The organism is Ruegeria sp. BHSA162 (assembly GCF_059613385.1).
The window spans coordinates 14,362-30,720 of record NZ_JBXWSK010000001.1 but is presented as its reverse complement, the minus strand read 5'-3'; the positions used below and the strand labels follow the sequence as shown (position 1 = coordinate 30,720).

Below are 16,359 nucleotides of genomic sequence, written 5' to 3'. Positions count from 1 at the left end.
AAGGCAGATGACATGAAGGACTTTGATAGCATTCCCGCCCTGATGGCCGATCTTGGCAAGCGCGCCAAGGATGCGTCTCGGGATCTGGCCTTTGCTTCGGCCGAGCGCAAACACGCCGCGTTGATTGCCGCCGCCGACGCTGTGTGGAAGAACCGTGCGCAGATCATCGAGGCCAACAAGAAAGACCTGGACTACGGCCGCGAAAAGGGTCTGAGCCCGGCAATGATGGACCGTCTGATGCTGGACGAGACGCGCATTCAGGGCATGGTCGACGGGTTGCGCACCGTGGCTGAACAGACCGATCCAGTGGGTGAGGTTCTGGCCGAATGGGATATGCCCTCGGGGCTGAACATCCGCCGCGTACGCACCCCGCTGGGCGTGATCGGCGTGATCTATGAAAGCCGCCCGAACGTGACCGCGGATGCCGGGGCGCTGTGCCTCAAGTCGGGCAATGCCGTGATCCTGCGCGGCGGGTCGGAAAGCTTTCATTCCTCGACCGCGATCCACGCTTGCCTGGTCGAGGGTCTGAAGGCCGCAAACCTGCCCGAGGATGCGATCCAGCTGGTCCCGACCCGTGATCGGGCGGCGGTGCAGGAATTGCTGACCATGACCGACTATGTCGACGTCATCGTGCCGCGTGGTGGCAAGGGGCTGGTCGGGTTGGTCCAGCGCGAGGCGCGGGTGCCGGTCTTTGCCCATCTTGAAGGGATCGTGCACATCTACATCGACAAGGCTGCGGATCCGCAGAAAACGCTGGACGTGGTGCTGAACGCAAAGACCCGCCGCACTGGCATCTGCGGGGCGGCCGAATGCCTGCTGGTGCATCAGGATATCGCGGAAACGCTGGGGCGCGACGTGATCGCCGCGCTGCTGGCCGCGGGCGTCGAGGTCCATGCCGCGGGTGCGCTGGCCATCGACGGCACCGTGCCGGCCACCGATGCCGACTGGGGCAAGGAGTTTCTGGACAGCATCATCGCCGCAAAACCGGTGACCGATATCGATGAAGCAATCGCGCATATCCGGCAATACGGATCGAACCACACCGATTGCATCATGACCGAGGATCAGTCCGCCGCCGACCGCTTCTTTGAACGGCTCGACAGTGCGATCCTGATGCACAACGCCTCGACCCAATTTGCCGACGGGGGTGAGTTCGGAATGGGCGCCGAGATCGGAATCGCCACGGGCAAGATGCACGCGCGCGGCCCGGTGGGGGCGGCGCAGTTGACCAGTTTCAAATACCTGGTGCGCGGCAACGGCACGACGCGCGCCTGAGGCGCTGCGTCAGAACCGCAGCACCACGCGGGTTGCGCCCGTCTCGGCCGAAACCCGGCGGCCCTGAGCGGCCGCCGTCTGCGGCAGCAGGGCGAACTGCACCTGCGCCGGCGTGACCTTGTTGGCGAATGTGCCGGTTGGGAGGCCTTTCCACAGGTCGGGATCGACATTCATGCGGTCGGCCGTACCAGTGACCGTCCATTTGTCGCCCACGCTGTCGATCTTTACCTCGCCGCCCATCGGCATGGCGCTTTCGCAGCACATGATGGCCAGAAAGGCCAGTTTGATCTGATTGCGCGGCATCGCCTCGGTGACGTTCCAATGCACCCGGACACGGCCCGCGTGGTTGACATCGCGCAGCAGGTCCGTCACTTCGCTGCGGCCTAGCGGCTGATCGCTGGCCGCGCCAAAGGCCACGCGAAAGAACCGAACCCGCGCCCCGGCGCTGCCGACGCTGCCGGTGATCAGTTCCATCTCGGGGCCCTGGGTGCCGCCAACCATCTCCAACAGTTCCAGCCCATTGGTGATCGCGCCGATCGGGCTGATCAAATCGTGGCAGATCCGAGAGCCGATCAACTCGGCCAGGTTGACGTTGGTGTCGCCCATGCGTACCTCCTGTGGTATCCCCCATGCCCGACCCGGAGCCGTCGCATGACAGATCTGAATGCCATTCTTGCACCGGGCATGTTTGTCCGCCACCCAGATTTCCCTGACTGGGGCGTTGGACAGGTCCAGTCCAACATCGGGGGCAAGATCACCGTGAACTTTCGCGACCAGGGCAAAGTGGTGATTGACGGAACACGCATCGCCTTGATGCCGGTTCTTGATCCATGAAACTGGTTTAGGAAAGGTTAACGGTGCTCGCCACCCGGTTCGTGTTGCCATTCGCCGCGCAGCTGCGGTATCAGCGCTGGGATCGCAACAAGACGACGACCATTCCACATGCCGGATACGGGCCCTTCATTCACTGTCAAACTTGCCGAAACCGACGAGGAACTGCGCGCGGCGCAGCGGCTGCGTTATGACGTCTTCGTGCGTGAATTGGGCGGTGGCGGAGAGATGGTCGATCATGCAGAGGGCCTGGAACGCGACCAGTTCGACCCGTATTTTGATCACATGCTGGCCTATGACGACGTCACCGGAGAAGTGGTCGGAGTCTACCGCCTGTTGCCGGATGACCGCGTAGCTGAAGTCGGACGGTTCTACTCTGAGGATGAATACGACCTTACCGTTCTGAAAAACAGCGGCCGCAAATTGCTGGAACTCGGCCGGTCCTGCCTGCATCCGGACTATCGCGGCGGAACCGCAATGTATCATTTGTGGAATGGCCTCGCGAAATATGTGTCCGAACGGGAGATCGAGGTTCTGTTCGGCGTTGCCAGTTTTCACGGCACAGACGTCGAGCACCTTGCCCAGCCTATGTCGATGCTGCATCACAACCACCTGGCTCCACCCGAACTGCGGGTGCGTGCGCAGCCGGATGTTTATCAGAACATGAACCTGGTTCCGAAAGATGCGCTGGATCGACGGAGTGCGATGTTGCAAGTTCCGGCCTTGATCAAGGCCTATCTTCGATTGGGCGGGTTTGTGGGCGAGGGGGCATTCATCGACCATGCCTTCAACACCACCGACGTTTGCCTGATCCTCGACACCACACGGATGAACGAAAGACAGAGACGCATCTATGGCGGAGCGTGACGTGCCAAACGGTGCTGTCTGGCACAGCTCGGACGACCCGGACCCGGTTGAGTTGGGCGTGTGGGGTTGGATTTTGGTGATCCTGCGGGGGCTTCCTCTGGCTGTGCTGGTGTTCGGTGGTCTGATCGTTCTGTTGCTTGTGCGCCTGGTCGAAAGACCCATCTTTGGCCTGCGTCGACCAGTAACGCCCTTCATTGCCCAATTCGTGTGTCGCAATGCGTTTCGAATTCTGGGGATCGGATTTTCAAGCTCGGGTGAGCTGATGCAGCAGCGCGGGGCCGTCGTGGCCAATCACACGTCCTGGCTGGACATCTTCGCGCTCAACGCCCGCAAGCGTGTATACTTCGTTTCCAAGGCCGAGGTGGCGAATTGGCCCGGCATCGGTTGGCTGGCCCGCGCCACCGGAACCGTGTTCATCGAACGCAATCCCAAAAAAGCACGCGAGCAGACCAAATTGTTCGAAGACCGTCTGAAGGCCGGGCACAAGCTGTTGTTTTTTCCAGAGGGCACATCGACGGACGGACTGCGGGTTTTGCCATTCAAAACAACGCTTTTTGCGGCATTCTTTGCAGATGAACTGCGTGATTTCATGTATGTTCAGCCGGTCTCGGTGGTCTACCACGAGCCCGATGGGCAGCCGGACCGGTTCTATGGCTGGTGGGGGGACATGGATTTTGCCCCGCATCTTCTGAAGACGCTGGGCGCGCGGCGGCAGGGGCGGGTCGAATTGATCTATCATTCTCCGGCGCGGGTCAGCGACTTCGATAACCGCAAGGCTTTGGCCGCGCATTGCGAGCAGGCCGTTCGCCACGGGCATGCCTTGGCGCGGCCAGAAAAATAGGGGCAAAAGCCCCTTGCACCGTCAGTCAACCTGCCGTATACGCGCGGCATTCAAATCCGCAGGCGGGGTTTGGTCGTTTTGAGGGAGACATCCTCATCAAGGCCGCCGGTTGGAGCAAACGCTTCTTTCACCCCCGCCAAGGCGAAAACCGGAAAAGGAAAACATAGCATGGCTCTTCCCGAGTTCACCATGCGTCAGCTGCTGGAAGCTGGCGTTCACTTTGGTCACCAGACACAGCGTTGGAACCCCCGCATGGCGCCTTTCATCTATGGCGCACGCAACGGCATCCACATCATGGACCTGACCCAGACCGTTCCGATGCTGGACCAGGCGCTGCAGGCGGTACGTGACACCGTCGCCAAAGGTGGCCGCGTTCTGTTTGTCGGTACCAAGCGTCAGGCTGCACAGCCGATCGCCGAAGCCGCTGAAAAATCGGCTCAGTATTACATGAACCACCGCTGGCTGGGCGGCACGCTGACCAACTGGAAAACCGTTTCCCAGTCGATCAACCGTCTGAACCAGATCGACGAAGCCATGGAATCGGGCGCTGAAGGCCTGACCAAGAAAGAGCGTCTGGGCATGGAGCGTGACCAGGCCAAGCTTCAGGCTTCGCTGGGCGGCATCCGCGAGATGGGCGGCGTTCCTGACCTGCTGTTCGTCATCGACGTCAAGAAAGAAGCACTGGCCATCGCAGAAGCCAACAAACTGGGTATCCCGGTTGTGGCCGTCGTCGACACCAACTGCTCGCCGGATGGTGTGGACTACATCATCCCCGGCAACGACGATGCTGCCCGTGCAATCGCACTGTATTGCGACCTGGCCGCACGCGCTGCACTGGACGGCATGACGGCTCAGCTGGGCGCCGCCGGCGTCGACCTGGGCGAGTTCGAAGAAGCACCGGTTGAAGAAGCCGTTGCAGAAGAAGCCGAAGCGTCGGCCGAAGCGTAAGCTGCCCGTCACGTAAATGACATATGGGGCAGGGTAGACCTGCCCCAATTCCGTTTGAATTGAGGAGAGCCAAGAGATGGCAATCACTGCAGCAATGGTGAAAGAACTGCGCGACTCGACCGGCGCAGGCATGATGGACGCTAAAAAAGCGCTGACCGAAACCGGCGGCAACATGGACGAGGCCGTTGACTGGCTTCGCACCAAAGGTCTGGCGAAGGCCGCAAAGAAATCCGGCCGTACCGCAGCAGAAGGCCTGGTTGCCGTTCACGTCGAAGGTGGCAACGGTGTTGCTGTCGAAGTGAACTCAGAAACCGACTTTGTCGCGAAGAACGCCGAGTTCCAGGAAATGGTCGGCAAGATCACCTACGCAGCCCAGGGCGTTGACTCAGTTGAGGAACTGCTGGCTGCTGATCTGGGCGGCAAATCGGTTGCCGACACGCTGACCGACAAGATCGCCACCATCGGCGAAAACATGTCGGTCCGCCGCATGGCGAAACTGTCGGGCGACACCGTGGTCTCGTATGTCCACAACGCCGCAACCAACGGCATGGGCAAGATCGGTGTTCTGGTTGCTCTGTCGGGCGGCGATGAAGCCATCGGCAAGCAGGTCGCGATGCACATCGCAGCCGTGAACCCGGCCGCTCTGTCCGAAGCCGACCTGGATCCGGCCGTTGTCGAAAAAGAAAAGCAGGTTCAGATGGACATCGCGCGCGAGTCCGGCAAGCCCGAGCAGGTCATCGAAAAGATGATCGAGGGTCGCATGAAGAAATTCGTCGCGGAATCGACCCTGCTGAGCCAGCAGTTCGTTGTGAACCCCGACCTGACCGTGGAAGCAGCGGCCAAGGAAGCCGGCGCAACCATCACCGGTTTTATTCGCCTGGAAGTTGGCGAAGGCATCGTGGTCGAAAAAGAAGACTTTGCCGCCGAAGTCGCCAAAGCGGCTCAGGGCTGACGCCTGTTCAGCCCGGGTTTTCCGGGCTGCTCCAAAAACATCCGAAACCGGTTGCGCGACGCGCGACCGGTTTTTTTTGGCGAATTTCCGATTGATCAGAGGAGTAATTGGAGGGCCCCGCAAGATGGGGATGGTCGAGGCCCCCCAAAATTTCCGACATCGGCACGCGGACGAATAAGCGCCCTTTGTCAGAGCGAACGGAGAGCCTTGGCAATACAAAGATCCGTCCAAATGTTCCTTGGCTAAAGCCACCACTCACGGAACAGGATCAATGTGCAATTTCTGCGCAGTTTTAGGAAGTCATGTATTCCTTACCTAAGGTCAACTGCCGCGCGACAGCGGATTCAGACCTCCATGACGAACATCTGATTCTGCAGCGAAGCCTTCAAAACCGCCTGTGCAGTCGTCTCGACGGAAAGAGCCTCGCGCGCCAGCCTGAGGTGTTTTTCAACAGTTGCCGAAGTCAATCCCATCAGCAGGGCAATGTCCTGGGTCGTTTTTCCGTCACCCACCCATTCCAGAGCCTCTCGCTGCCGCTTGGTCAAGGCGCGGTTCGGGGGATTGTAGGGCAGAGTCAGAATTTTGAGGTGGGCGATGTTGTTCATCAGCAGGATATCATCGCCGTGCTCAGCCCACATCTCGTCCATCTCGTCCTGGCTGCGGTTCAGAGCGGCCAGCGAAATTGCCCCCTTCGACCGCATGGACACCGAAGTGAAACTGATCGTGTAGCCGACGGTGATCCCTTTCGAGCGGTTGAACTCGTACACCTTGCGCTCTTCGTTGGTCATCGTGCCGCTGGACATCATCTCGCGGATCATGCTCCAGCTTGCGGCCCCTTCGTGATCCAGCGCCCATTTCAGCATGGGCGCATGGAAATAGAGACCATCCCGAAGGAAACCGTCCATGTATTCCTTGCAGTGATTGGTCAGGATCACGAAGTCTTCGGGGTCGCCCAAAGACGTTTGGGTGCGGTATTGTGTGTGTCCGTACAACAGGCGGTCAAAACCATACTTGGCCATCTGTTCGGTGTGCGCGGCCCAAAGCTCCTCGAGCGTTTTCACATAGCTCAGAAAGTTGAGGTATTCCTTGAGCGTCATCATGCGCCGCCACCCTCCTGAAGATGCGCGGCCAGCGCTTCCAGCGCTAGAACATAGCTTTGAGCGCCAAAGCCGCATATCTGCCCGATGGCGACGGCCGAGATGTAGGACTTGTGCCGAAATGCCTCGCGGGCGTGGATATTGGACAGGTGAACCTCGACCACCGGCAGTTGAGCCGACGAAATGGCATCCATCAACGCTATTGACGTGTGGGTATACGCGCCGGCATTCAGGACGATCCCGTCATGGGTCCCGCGCGCGGCGTGGATGGCATCGATCAACACGCCTTCATGGTTTGATTGAGCGCACTCGACACGCAACCCGATCGATGCGCCATGCGAAACGCACAAGTCTTCGATCATCTTCAAGGTGGTATGACCGTAAACCTCGGGCTGCCGTGTGCCCAAAAGGTTCAGGTTCGGTCCGTTCAATACAAGAATACTACGCATTATTTTTCTGTCCCCATACCTGTTTCATAGCCGCGAATTGAAAACGCGTCTACCGGCTTTGCTCTCATGAGGCGAGCAGGCGCAGGTCAGGTCTTGGGGACAGGCGGTGAAACGACCGTGAATGTCGTTCCTAGTCGATGGACACGACAACTTTGCCGAGAACCGACCGGTCGCCCAACATCTCCAAAGCTTCGGCGGCGCGGGGCAAGGAGAAGCGGGCGCTGATACGCGGCTTGATCTTGCCGCCATGATACATGGCAAACAGTTCCCGCAAGTTTTCGGCATGTCCGGCCGGATCGCGGAATACGGACGCGCCCCAGAACACGCCGACGATCTCACAGCCTTTGAGCAAAGGCAGATTCAACGGGATGTTGGGGATACCGGCCGGAAAGCCAACGACCAGAAACCGCCCCTTCCAGGCCATCGCGCGCAATGCCGGCTCGGCGTAGTCGCCGCCAACCGCATCATAGACCACGTCAACGCCATCACCGCCCGCCAGCTTCTTGACTTCGGCCGAGAACGCTTTTTGCGCCTCTCGCGTCATCTCCTTGGAGTAGACGATCGTTTCATCAGCGCCCAAATCCTTGCAGAACTGAGCTTTGTCTTCCGTGGACACCGCAGCAATCACACGCGCGCCCATCGCTTTGCCCAACTCGACCGCAGCCGAGCCGACACCGCCGGCGGCCCCAAGCACCAACAGTGTCTCACCGCCCTTGAGCCCGGCGCGATCTTTCAGCGCATGGTAGGACGTTCCGTAGGTGAAAATGAAACAAGCCGCATCCTCGTACGGCATGGACTCCGGGATGGTAACGGCGCTGGCGGCCGGAATGCACAGCTGTTCGGCGAAACCTCCGTGACCTGTCAGGGCCAGAACGCGGTCACCGACCTTCAGATCGGAAACACCATCTCCAACGGCGATCACATCGCCCGACACCTCCCCTCCGGGCGCGAAGGGGCGCGGTGGTTTCATCTGGTACAAATCGCGGATGATCAGCGTGTCCGGAAAATTCACGCCTGCCGCACGTACCCGGATCAGCACCTGACCCTTTTTGGGCGTTGGATCGGGCAGGGTGGTCAGTTCAAGTGTTTCCGGACCACCCGGGGCGACGCTGAGTAATGCTTGCATTTCGTTTTCCGATCCTCGCCATTTGTTGGCCCGAAGGTCGGGTCCTCACACCATGTTGTCAAGGCAGATGTGAAATGCAATTCTGCATAGTGAAACTGACCCGACCTGAAATAGAACTCAGGACGCAATAAAAACGAATTATGGGGAGAGGCTGATGACACCGGAGAACTTATTTTCGCTAGCGGGCAAGACTGCTCTGGTCACGGGCGGCGCGACCGGCATTGGTCGGATGGCAGCCGAGGCTCTGCTGCGCGCGGGTGCGCGGGTGCTGATCGCCTCGCGCAAGGGCGAAGCCTGCGAAGCTGTGGCCGCCGAACTGAACGCGCTGGATGCGTCCGGAACCGCCGAAGGGTTTGCCGGTGACGTCAGCAGCGAGGCCGGCATTGACGCACTGGCCGAAGAGGTGAGCAACCGCACCCAAAGGCTTGATATTCTTATGAACAATGCCGGCGTTTCGTGGGGCGCGCCAATGGGACAGTTTCCCTATGACGCCTGGGACAAAGTCATGTCCGTGAATGTCGCCGGCATCTTTCATCTGACCCAGAAGCTGCTACCTCTGCTGATGCAATCGGGCTCGGACGATGATCCGGCACGGGTAATCAACGTCGCCTCGGTGATGGGCGAGGTTCCGATGGGCGATGGCGCCTACAGCTATTCCGCGTCCAAGGCGGCCGTCATCCATCTAACCAAGATCATGGCAAAGGAGCTGTCGCCCTACCGCGTGACTGTGAATGCTCTGGCACCGGGACCGTTCGTTTCGCGCATGACCGCCTTTGCCACGGCTGACGAAGAAAAACGCGAGAAAGTGGGCAAGTCAGTCCCGCTGGGCCGTGTCGGGCGCGACGAGGACATCGCGGGCTGTATGCTGTTCCTCAGCGGACGCGGCGGCAGTTACGTGACCGGCGCCGTGATCCCGGTCTCGGGTGGTATCAACGTTCTGACCGGAGGAAACATCTTTGCTGATGCCCTGTGAAACCCGGTCCAGTATCAAGCGAGGCCGATCGCATGAGCGATGACCCGAACACTCTCGACCTTGTCGCCGTAGATGACTATCTGCGCGCCAACCTGCAAGGCTATGCCGGTCCGCTTGAGGCGACGAAGTTCACAGTGGGTCAGTCCAATCCGACCTACGAACTGCGCACGCCTGGCAAATCTTATGTTCTCCGGCGCAAGCCGCCCGGAGTTCTGCTGAAATCTGCCCACGCGGTCGACCGCGAATTCCGTGTTCAGACCGCGTTGGCGCACAGCAAAGTGCCGGTGCCGCGCATGTACTTGCTGTGCGAGGATGACAGCATCATCGGCTCTGCCTTCTATGTCATGGAGCGTCTGGACGGTCGGAATTTTCTGGAACCGACCATGAAGGGCGAAACCAACGAAACCCGTAGCGCCGTTCTGGATGAGATGAACCAGGTTCTGGCCGAATTGCACATGGTCGACATCGACGCAGTGGGCCTGTCCGACTACGGACCGACCGGCAACTACTTTGAACGCCAGATCGCGCGCTGGACCAAACAGTATCGCGCCTCGGAAACCGAAACGGTTGCCGACATGGATGCGCTGATCGACGCGCTGGAAAGCTCGATCCCGGCGGATGATGGTCAACGAACGCTGGTTCATGGCGACTATCGCATCGACAATCTGATGTTCGAGCGGGACGGCACCCGTTGCATCGGGGTCCTGGATTGGGAACTGTCCACCATCGGCCATCCCTATGCCGATCTGGCGGCCGTAATCATGCAATGGCAGATGCCGCCGGGCAAAGAGGGTCGGGGGCTGGCCGGCGTTGACCGCGGCAGCCTGGGGCTGCCCAGCGATCAGCAGTTCATCGCCTCATATTGTCAGCGGCGCGGACTACCGGGCATCGACAATTTCGGCTTCTATCTTGCGTTCAATTTCTTCCGCATGGCCGGAATTCTACAGGGCGTCTACAAACGCGCGCTGGACGGGAACGCCTCCGATCCGGCCCGGGCGCGCGCTTTCGGAGCCTATGTGCCCATGTTCGCCAAACATGGCCTTGCAGCGCTGGGATAGAGGGGCAGGCGTGGTTTCCGAGACATCATCTAGCGCCGACACTGGCAAGGATCGGAACTTCGTCACTGCACTGGCGCGGGGGCTTGAACTGCTGCGGTGTTTTCGACACGGCGAAACGGCCCTGACCAACACGGATTTTGCGGAACGCACGGGTCTGCCCAAGCCAACGATCTCGCGGTTGACCCATACGCTGTGCCAACTGGGTTATCTTGTTCAGGATCACGCAGGCGGTTCTTATCGGCTTGGTGTCGGAGTGCTGCGGCTGGGATTTGGAGTTCTGGGGGCGGCTGACATATGCGAGCGTGCCGTCGAGGTACTGAGGGAACTGCGCGATGGAGCCAATCCGTACCTGACGGCCGCCCTGGGCGAAGCGCATCGGGCCGAGGTCGTATACGTCGCGGTCAGCAGGTCGACGCAGAACGTGGCGCTTACCATGCATGTCGGATCCCGGCTGCCGTTGTTCTCCTCGGCCATGGGGCGGGCCATTCTGGTTGGCATGACCGAGGATCAAAGGGAAACGGCTATTGACGCTGCTGGACGCGATCTGAACCTGCCCGAAAATCACCTGCGCGACTCGATAAAAACCGCGTTGGATGAATACGATACACAAGGTTATTGTACCGGATATTCTCTGTGGCGGGACGACGTCCATGCCATTTCCGTTCCGGTGTCCACCGCCAGCGACGGGCGGGTATTTGGATTGAATATCGGCGGGCCCAGCTTTTACGTGACCCCGGAAGAGCTTGAAGGAGACCACGCGCACAAGCTGATAGATGCCGCCCGGCAGTTGGGACTGCGTCCATGAAACCTCAGTGCAACGCCTCGAGTTCAAGTTCTACGTTGGCCAGGCTGTTCTTACCAAAAAACATCTCGGACCCGACAAACAGGCTGGGCACCCCGAAAACTCCGCGGCGAACGGCCGCTTTTGTCTGATCCTTCAGGGTCTGCTTGGCCAAATCGCCGGTGATCGCCTCACGGATTTTTCGTACGGGCAGGTCACGTTCTTGAATGATGTCGGTCAACACATTCAGGTCGTCAATCTTCTGCCCGTGCACCCATATTGCATCAAAAACGGCGTCTACATATCTGCCTTCCCATGATTTTCCCATCGCCGCGACCGCGCCACGCATGGCGAATTTCGTGTTCAGCGGAAAATAGGGGCTCATATGAAAGTTCAGGCCTCGCCGCCGCGCAAAGCGGTGCAGGTCATGGGTCAGATACGCCGATTTCTTCCGATTTTCCGAGAACGCCCGAAATGGGCTCTGGTTGTTGGTAGCCTTGAAAACTGTGCTCAGAAGAACGGGCACAAAGCGAATCTCGGCCCCGTGGCGCGCGGCGAGATCTGGCAAAACCTTATGAGCGAGGTAAGCGTTCGGGCTGCAAAAGTCGTATACGAATTCCACGTTCTGCGTCATCTGGCACCTCCGGCCGGTGGCGAATTCAGGGGTAACGGCTGCAAATCACGAATCCAGAACGCCGTCAGTCTAGCAGTGTCGCGGGTCGTGGCCGAGAGCAGACTTGCAGATCGCCCGCCCGGCAGTTTGCGCCGGCTGTGTTTTTAGGGCTGTTTTTCTTTGCCACAGGACGGCAGGATTGCGCGCAGGTGAAAGAAAAAACGGGGAAATTTCGGCCAATGCAGTTTGATCGGACGAGGCTGAACCGCATTCAGACATGGATGCAAAGGTATGTGGACGAACGAAAATACCCCGGGTGCGCCTTTCTGTTGAAGCAGCACGGGCGCGAAGTTTTCTTTCACGATTGCGGATTGCGCAGTCTCGAGAGTGATTTGCCGTTCGACCGCGAGACCTTGGTTCGCATCTACTCGATGACCAAGCCGGTGACCACGACAGCGCTGATGATCTTGGTAGAACAAGGTCTGATGCACCTTGAGGCGCCGGTATCCGAGTTTCTGCCGGAATTCTCCGAAATGAAGGTGTTGCGGAAAGACGCGCAATCCATTGAACAAACAGAAGACTCGACGCCGCCGACCCTGCATCAATTGCTGACCCACACCAGCGGGCTAAGCTATCCGTTCAATCCGGGCGTTCTGCCTGCCGCAATGGATGCTCAGGACCTGATGTTCAAACCGGACCAGGGTCCACTGGCCGATCAGGTTCGGGCCGTGGCTGCATTGCCGCTGGCATTTCAACCCGGCAGCCGCTGGGAGTATTCGGTCGGCATCGACGTTATCGGACGGGTGGTCGAAGTCGTGTCCGGCAGGAGTTTGGACCAGTTCTTTGCCGATGAGATCTTTGGACCGCTTGGGATGGACGAAACCGGGTTTTCGGTTCCCAAAGGGGCAGGGGACCGGTTCGCCTCGCTCTATACACCGCTCGAGGGAGACGCGATGGCCCTGAACGCGGCCAGGTCCGGCGGCGAAACGTTGCGATTGGTGGATCAGGCCGGAGACACGCCATTCGAAGCGGCCACGCTGTTTTCCGGCGGTGGTGGGCTGGTCAGCACGATCGACGATTTTGCCCGTTTCGCCGAGATGCTGCGCGCAAAAGGGAAAGTGGGTGATCAACGACTGCTGGGCCCGAGCACGGTGGACTTCATGATGCGCAACCACTTGCCGGGCGACATCGCGTCCTTGGGGCCTCAAAGCTTTGCCGAACAGCCGATGGACGGCATGGGGTTCGGGCTTGGCGGCGCTGTGGTTTTGGACCCGGGCCGTGCACGTACCCCCGGATCGGTCGGAGATTTCAGTTGGGGCGGAATGGCGTCGACCTTTTTCTGGGTCGACCAAAAGAATGACATGTCGGCTGTTTTCTTTACGCAGCTATCGCCCTCCAGTTCTTACCCGTCACGCTCAGAACTCAAAGCCCTGGTTCACGCCGCCCTCATTGAATGACCCGCGCGGGCCTGCTAGGCCGATCACGAACAGAACCAGAGAGAGTCGAATGACCGAAGCCGAACGCATCCTGTTGGATTTGCTGGACATTGAACGCCTTGAGGTAGACTTGTTCCGAGGCACCGGGTCCGGCGGTGAAACGCCCACGCGGATATTTGGTGGTCAGGTCATTGCGCAGGCTCTGGCGGCGGCGTACCGAACGGTCGAAAACCGCCTTTGCCATTCACTGCATGCCTATTTCATCCGCCCGGGAGATCCGGAAATTCCGGTTATCTATCAGGTAGATCGCGCGCGGGATGGCGGGTCGTTCACCACACGGCGCGTGGTTGCAATCCAGCACGGAAAGCAGATCCTCAACATGTCGGCCTCGTTCCACATTCAGGATGAAGGCTGGAACCATCAGCACGCGATGCCTGATGTCCCATCGCCCGAAACACAACCGTCCCGCGATGAATTGCGGCAGAAATACCTGAACCGCGTTCCCGAAAGGCTGCGCGCCGAATTGCTGCGCGAACGTCCGATCGAGGTGCGCGAGATTGATCCCTTGGACATATTCCAGCCCGAGAAAAGCGACGACCGAAACCATCTGTGGTTCCGCATGGGAGCAGCGGAACAGGCTGATCACGTGACCCAACACCTGTTGCTGGCCTATGCCTCGGACATGGCGCTGCTGAGTTCCGGCATGCGGCCGCACGGGTTGAGCTGGTTCACGGGCGAAATCAATGGCGCGAGCCTGGATCACGCGATCTGGTTTCATGCACCGGTTCATTTCCAGAACTGGCATCTCTATTCCATGGAGTCGCCATGGACGGGGCAGGGACGCAGCTTCAACCGCGGGTCAATCTATGCGCAGGACGGTACCTTGGTCGCCTCCGTCGCGCAGGAAGGCCTTCTGCGCCGCGCCCGCAAGAAAGACTAGGTATCGCCTGCAAACTGCTGATTCAACTTGTTCATTCCTGAAATCCAACGGTCGTAATCGGCGGTTTTCAAGCGCATGTAATCCAGAACCTGCGGATGCGGCAGAATCAGAAAGGTCTCGGTGCCAATGGCCTCGACACAAGCCTGTGCCACGTCCTCGGGTTCAAGCATGCCATCAATCGCGGCAACTGAGTCTTCAAACCCTTTGGTCATTTCCGATCGGACGGCCTGAGGACACAAGACCGAAACCCGGATGCCTTTGTCGGCATAGGTCAAAGCCAGCCATTCCGCGAAACCAACCGCCGCATGTTTGGTGACTCCGTATGGCGCGGCTCCGGGCTGGTTGAGCAGCCCCGCAGCGGAAGCCGTGATCAATATGTAGCCGCCGCCGCGCGCAATCATCCGCGGCACCAGATGGCGTGCCGTCCACACATGAGACATGACGTTGATCTTCCAGATCCTTTCCCAATGCGCATCGGGAACATCGAGACCGCCAAGCGTCAGAATGCCGGCGTTGGCACAGAACAGATCAATGGGGCCGATCCTGGATTCAACGCTTTCGATCATTTGCTGGATATCGTGTTCGTCGGCCACATCGCATTTGAACGAATGCCCGCCAATGTCCTGGGAGACTGCTAGGGCGCCGGCTTCATCAATATCCGCACAGATCACATGCGCGCCGTCCGCCGCGAAGCGCGTCGCCATACCTTTGCCGATGCCTTGGGCTGCACCGGTAACAACTACGATTTTTCCCTGAAGGTCCATCAGCGCATCCTGTCTTGGGTTCACACAGGACCGTAACAGGTTGAAATAGCACCGCCAACGCGAACGTAGCGGTGCCAGGTCTCACAGTTTTATTTACATAATACCGATTACGCGAACTTTAGATTGAGGATCAGTAGAAGGCCTGCAACCCAGTCTGCGCCCGCCCCAGGATCAACGCATGAACATCATGCGTGCCCTCGTAGGTATTAACGGTCTCAAGGTTGACCATGTGACGAATGACCTGGAACTCCAACGAGATCCCGTTGCCACCATGCATGTCCCGCGCCATCCGCGCGATATCCAACGCCTTGCCGCAATTGTTCCGCTTGATGATCGAGATCATCTCTGGTGCGGCTTCGGCATTGTCCATCAACCGTCCGACTGTCAGGCTGGCCTGCAAGCCCAACGCGATTTCGGTCTGCATGTCCGCCAGTTTCTTTTGGAACAGCTGTGTCTGCGCCAAAGGACGATTGAACTGCTTGCGATCCAATCCATACTGACGAGCCGCGTGCCAGCAGCATTCTGCGGCCCCCATGACACCCCAACTGATGCCATAGCGTGCTCGGTTCAGGCATCCGAACGGCCCTTTCAGGCCCTGGACGTGCGGCAGCAAGGCACTTTCTTCAACCTCCACGCCATCCATCACGATTTCGCCGGTGATTGACGCGCGCAGGCTAAGCTTGTTTTGAATCTTGGGCGCGCTCAGACCTTTGGCGCCTTTTTCCAGTACGAAGCCGCGGATCTTTCCGTCATGCGCTTCGGACTTAGCCCATACTACAAACACATCGGCGATTGGCGCGTTTGAAATCCACATCTTGCTGCCGGTCAGACGGTAGCCGCCGTCGATCTTTTCTGCCCGGGTTTTCATTCCAGCCGGATCAGACCCCGCATCCGGTTCGGTCAGGCCAAAGCAACCGATCCATTCACCGCTAGCCAGTTTCGGCAGGTATTTCCGGCGCTGCTCTTCACTGCCATAGGCATAGATCGGATACATCACCAGCGAGCTTTGCACCGACATCATCGAGCGATAGCCGGAATCCACACGTTCGACCTCGCGCGCGACGAGACCGTAGGTTACGTAACCGGCGCCAATCCCGCCGTATTCCTCGGGAATGGTGGTGCCCAGCAGGCCCATTTCGCCCATCTCACGGAAGATTTCAGGATCGGTCTCCTCGTTCTGAAACGCCTGAGTTACCCGAGGCTGCAGCTTTTCCTGCGCATACGCACGAGCGCTGTCAGCGATCAGGCGTTCATCCTCGGTCAGTTGATCAGACAGGCGGAACGGATCGTCCCAGGTAAAGCGGCCAAGATCGGGCGCATCCTTTGCGCGCAATGCAGGTTTGGTGTCGGGGGCGTTCATCTTCTGGCTCCAAACTGAAGTTCATACGCACCCTACCCTGCAATTTAC

Annotated in this window: 18 protein-coding genes; 11 read left to right on the top strand and 7 right to left on the bottom strand. The window is 59.2% G+C overall.

Annotation, left to right across the window (positions count from 1 at the left end; genetic code table 11):
* The first annotated feature begins 12 nt into the window (after nucleotides 1–12).
* On the top strand, nucleotides 13–1,275 hold the full coding sequence (locus AC2FM5_RS00175; RefSeq protein ID WP_170390085.1) for a glutamate-5-semialdehyde dehydrogenase: 1,263 nt from the start codon (nucleotides 13–15) through the stop codon (nucleotides 1,273–1,275).
* Between the two features lie 9 nt (nucleotides 1,276–1,284).
* Here AC2FM5_RS00175 and AC2FM5_RS00170 read toward each other — a convergent pair whose 3' ends face one another.
* On the bottom strand, nucleotides 1,285–1,881 hold the full coding sequence (locus tag AC2FM5_RS00170; RefSeq protein WP_170390087.1) for a histidine phosphotransferase family protein: 597 nt from the start codon (nucleotides 1,879–1,881) through the stop codon (nucleotides 1,285–1,287).
* 45 nt (nucleotides 1,882–1,926) lie between these two features.
* Here AC2FM5_RS00170 and AC2FM5_RS00165 point away from each other — a divergent pair, with 45 nt between their 5' ends.
* From AC2FM5_RS00165 to tsf, 5 genes are all read left to right on the top strand, one after another.
* Entirely contained in the window at nucleotides 1,927–2,109 is a 183-nt protein-coding gene (locus AC2FM5_RS00165) for a DUF3553 domain-containing protein (RefSeq protein ID WP_170339192.1), read from the top strand.
* Nucleotides 2,110–2,217: 108 nt separating this feature from the next.
* A complete protein-coding gene (gene olsB / locus AC2FM5_RS00160; protein ID WP_496733272.1) occupies nucleotides 2,218–2,973 on the top strand; it encodes an L-ornithine N(alpha)-acyltransferase in 756 nt (251 codons plus the stop codon).
* Complete coding sequence (gene olsA / locus AC2FM5_RS00155) at nucleotides 2,960–3,814, top strand: lyso-ornithine lipid O-acyltransferase (RefSeq protein WP_496733270.1); 855 nt, start codon at nucleotides 2,960–2,962, stop codon at nucleotides 3,812–3,814. Before olsB ends, olsA begins: the two co-directional genes overlap by 14 nt.
* 168 nt (nucleotides 3,815–3,982) lie before the next feature.
* Nucleotides 3,983–4,762, top strand: a complete 780-nt coding sequence (gene rpsB, locus AC2FM5_RS00150) for a 30S ribosomal protein S2 (RefSeq protein WP_093962056.1) — start codon at nucleotides 3,983–3,985, stop codon at nucleotides 4,760–4,762.
* Nucleotides 4,763–4,838: 76 nt separating this feature from the next.
* On the top strand, nucleotides 4,839–5,714 hold the full coding sequence (gene tsf, locus AC2FM5_RS00145) for a translation elongation factor Ts (protein ID WP_170580407.1): 876 nt from the start codon (nucleotides 4,839–4,841) through the stop codon (nucleotides 5,712–5,714).
* Between the two features lie 344 nt (nucleotides 5,715–6,058).
* Here the strand turns inward: tsf and AC2FM5_RS00140 are convergent, their stop codons facing one another.
* The 3 genes from AC2FM5_RS00140 to AC2FM5_RS00130 all read right to left on the bottom strand — a co-directional run bounded on the left by AC2FM5_RS00140 (nucleotide 6,059) and on the right by AC2FM5_RS00130 (nucleotide 8,386).
* Nucleotides 6,059–6,811 carry a LuxR family transcriptional regulator gene (locus tag AC2FM5_RS00140; protein WP_093962957.1) on the bottom strand — a complete coding sequence of 251 codons (753 nt, stop codon included), beginning with the start codon at nucleotides 6,809–6,811 and terminating at the stop codon, nucleotides 6,059–6,061.
* Nucleotides 6,811–7,260, bottom strand: coding sequence for a type II 3-dehydroquinate dehydratase (gene aroQ / locus AC2FM5_RS00135; RefSeq protein WP_170339183.1), 450 nt, complete (start codon nucleotides 7,258–7,260; stop codon nucleotides 6,811–6,813). Before aroQ ends, AC2FM5_RS00140 begins: the two co-directional genes overlap by 1 nt.
* Before the next feature lie 130 nt (nucleotides 7,261–7,390).
* The gene (locus AC2FM5_RS00130; RefSeq protein ID WP_496733267.1) at nucleotides 7,391–8,386 is read right to left on the bottom strand and encodes an NADPH:quinone oxidoreductase family protein; all 996 of its coding nucleotides are present in this window, start codon (nucleotides 8,384–8,386) and stop codon (nucleotides 7,391–7,393) included.
* 154 nt (nucleotides 8,387–8,540) lie between these two features.
* Here AC2FM5_RS00130 and AC2FM5_RS00125 point away from each other — a divergent pair, with 154 nt between their 5' ends.
* From AC2FM5_RS00125 to AC2FM5_RS00115, 3 genes are read left to right on the top strand one after another with little or no spacing between them, the layout of a single operon-like run.
* A complete protein-coding gene (locus AC2FM5_RS00125) occupies nucleotides 8,541–9,359 on the top strand; it encodes an SDR family NAD(P)-dependent oxidoreductase (RefSeq protein ID WP_496733265.1) in 819 nt (272 codons plus the stop codon).
* Nucleotides 9,360–9,391: 32 nt separating this feature from the next.
* Nucleotides 9,392–10,417 (top strand): phosphotransferase, encoded by a 1,026-nt coding sequence (locus tag AC2FM5_RS00120; RefSeq protein ID WP_480726453.1) that lies wholly within the window; start codon nucleotides 9,392–9,394, stop codon nucleotides 10,415–10,417.
* A gap of 10 nt (nucleotides 10,418–10,427) precedes the next feature.
* Nucleotides 10,428–11,222, top strand: coding sequence for an IclR family transcriptional regulator (locus tag AC2FM5_RS00115; protein WP_496733263.1), 795 nt, complete (start codon nucleotides 10,428–10,430; stop codon nucleotides 11,220–11,222).
* A gap of 4 nt (nucleotides 11,223–11,226) precedes the next feature.
* On the opposite strand, the gene AC2FM5_RS00110 is transcribed toward AC2FM5_RS00115, so the two are convergent.
* Complete coding sequence (locus AC2FM5_RS00110; protein ID WP_496733261.1) at nucleotides 11,227–11,832, bottom strand: 2-hydroxychromene-2-carboxylate isomerase; 606 nt, start codon at nucleotides 11,830–11,832, stop codon at nucleotides 11,227–11,229.
* Nucleotides 11,833–12,050: 218 nt separating this feature from the next.
* Here AC2FM5_RS00110 and AC2FM5_RS00105 point away from each other — a divergent pair, with 218 nt between their 5' ends.
* Nucleotides 12,051–13,268, top strand: a complete 1,218-nt coding sequence (locus tag AC2FM5_RS00105; protein WP_496733259.1) for a serine hydrolase domain-containing protein — start codon at nucleotides 12,051–12,053, stop codon at nucleotides 13,266–13,268.
* A gap of 49 nt (nucleotides 13,269–13,317) precedes the next feature.
* On the top strand, nucleotides 13,318–14,187 hold the full coding sequence (locus AC2FM5_RS00100; protein ID WP_170403122.1) for an acyl-CoA thioesterase: 870 nt from the start codon (nucleotides 13,318–13,320) through the stop codon (nucleotides 14,185–14,187).
* On the opposite strand, the gene AC2FM5_RS00095 is transcribed toward AC2FM5_RS00100, so the two are convergent.
* Together AC2FM5_RS00095 and AC2FM5_RS00090 are read right to left on the bottom strand one after the other, a co-directional pair.
* Nucleotides 14,184–14,951: an SDR family oxidoreductase gene (locus tag AC2FM5_RS00095; protein ID WP_496733257.1), complete on the bottom strand. Its 768-nt coding sequence runs from the start codon at nucleotides 14,949–14,951 to the stop codon at nucleotides 14,184–14,186. The genes AC2FM5_RS00100 and AC2FM5_RS00095 overlap by 4 nt on opposite strands.
* A gap of 130 nt (nucleotides 14,952–15,081) precedes the next feature.
* A complete protein-coding gene (locus AC2FM5_RS00090; protein WP_170600540.1) occupies nucleotides 15,082–16,311 on the bottom strand; it encodes an acyl-CoA dehydrogenase in 1,230 nt (409 codons plus the stop codon).
* Between the last annotated feature and the right edge of the window lie 48 nt (nucleotides 16,312–16,359).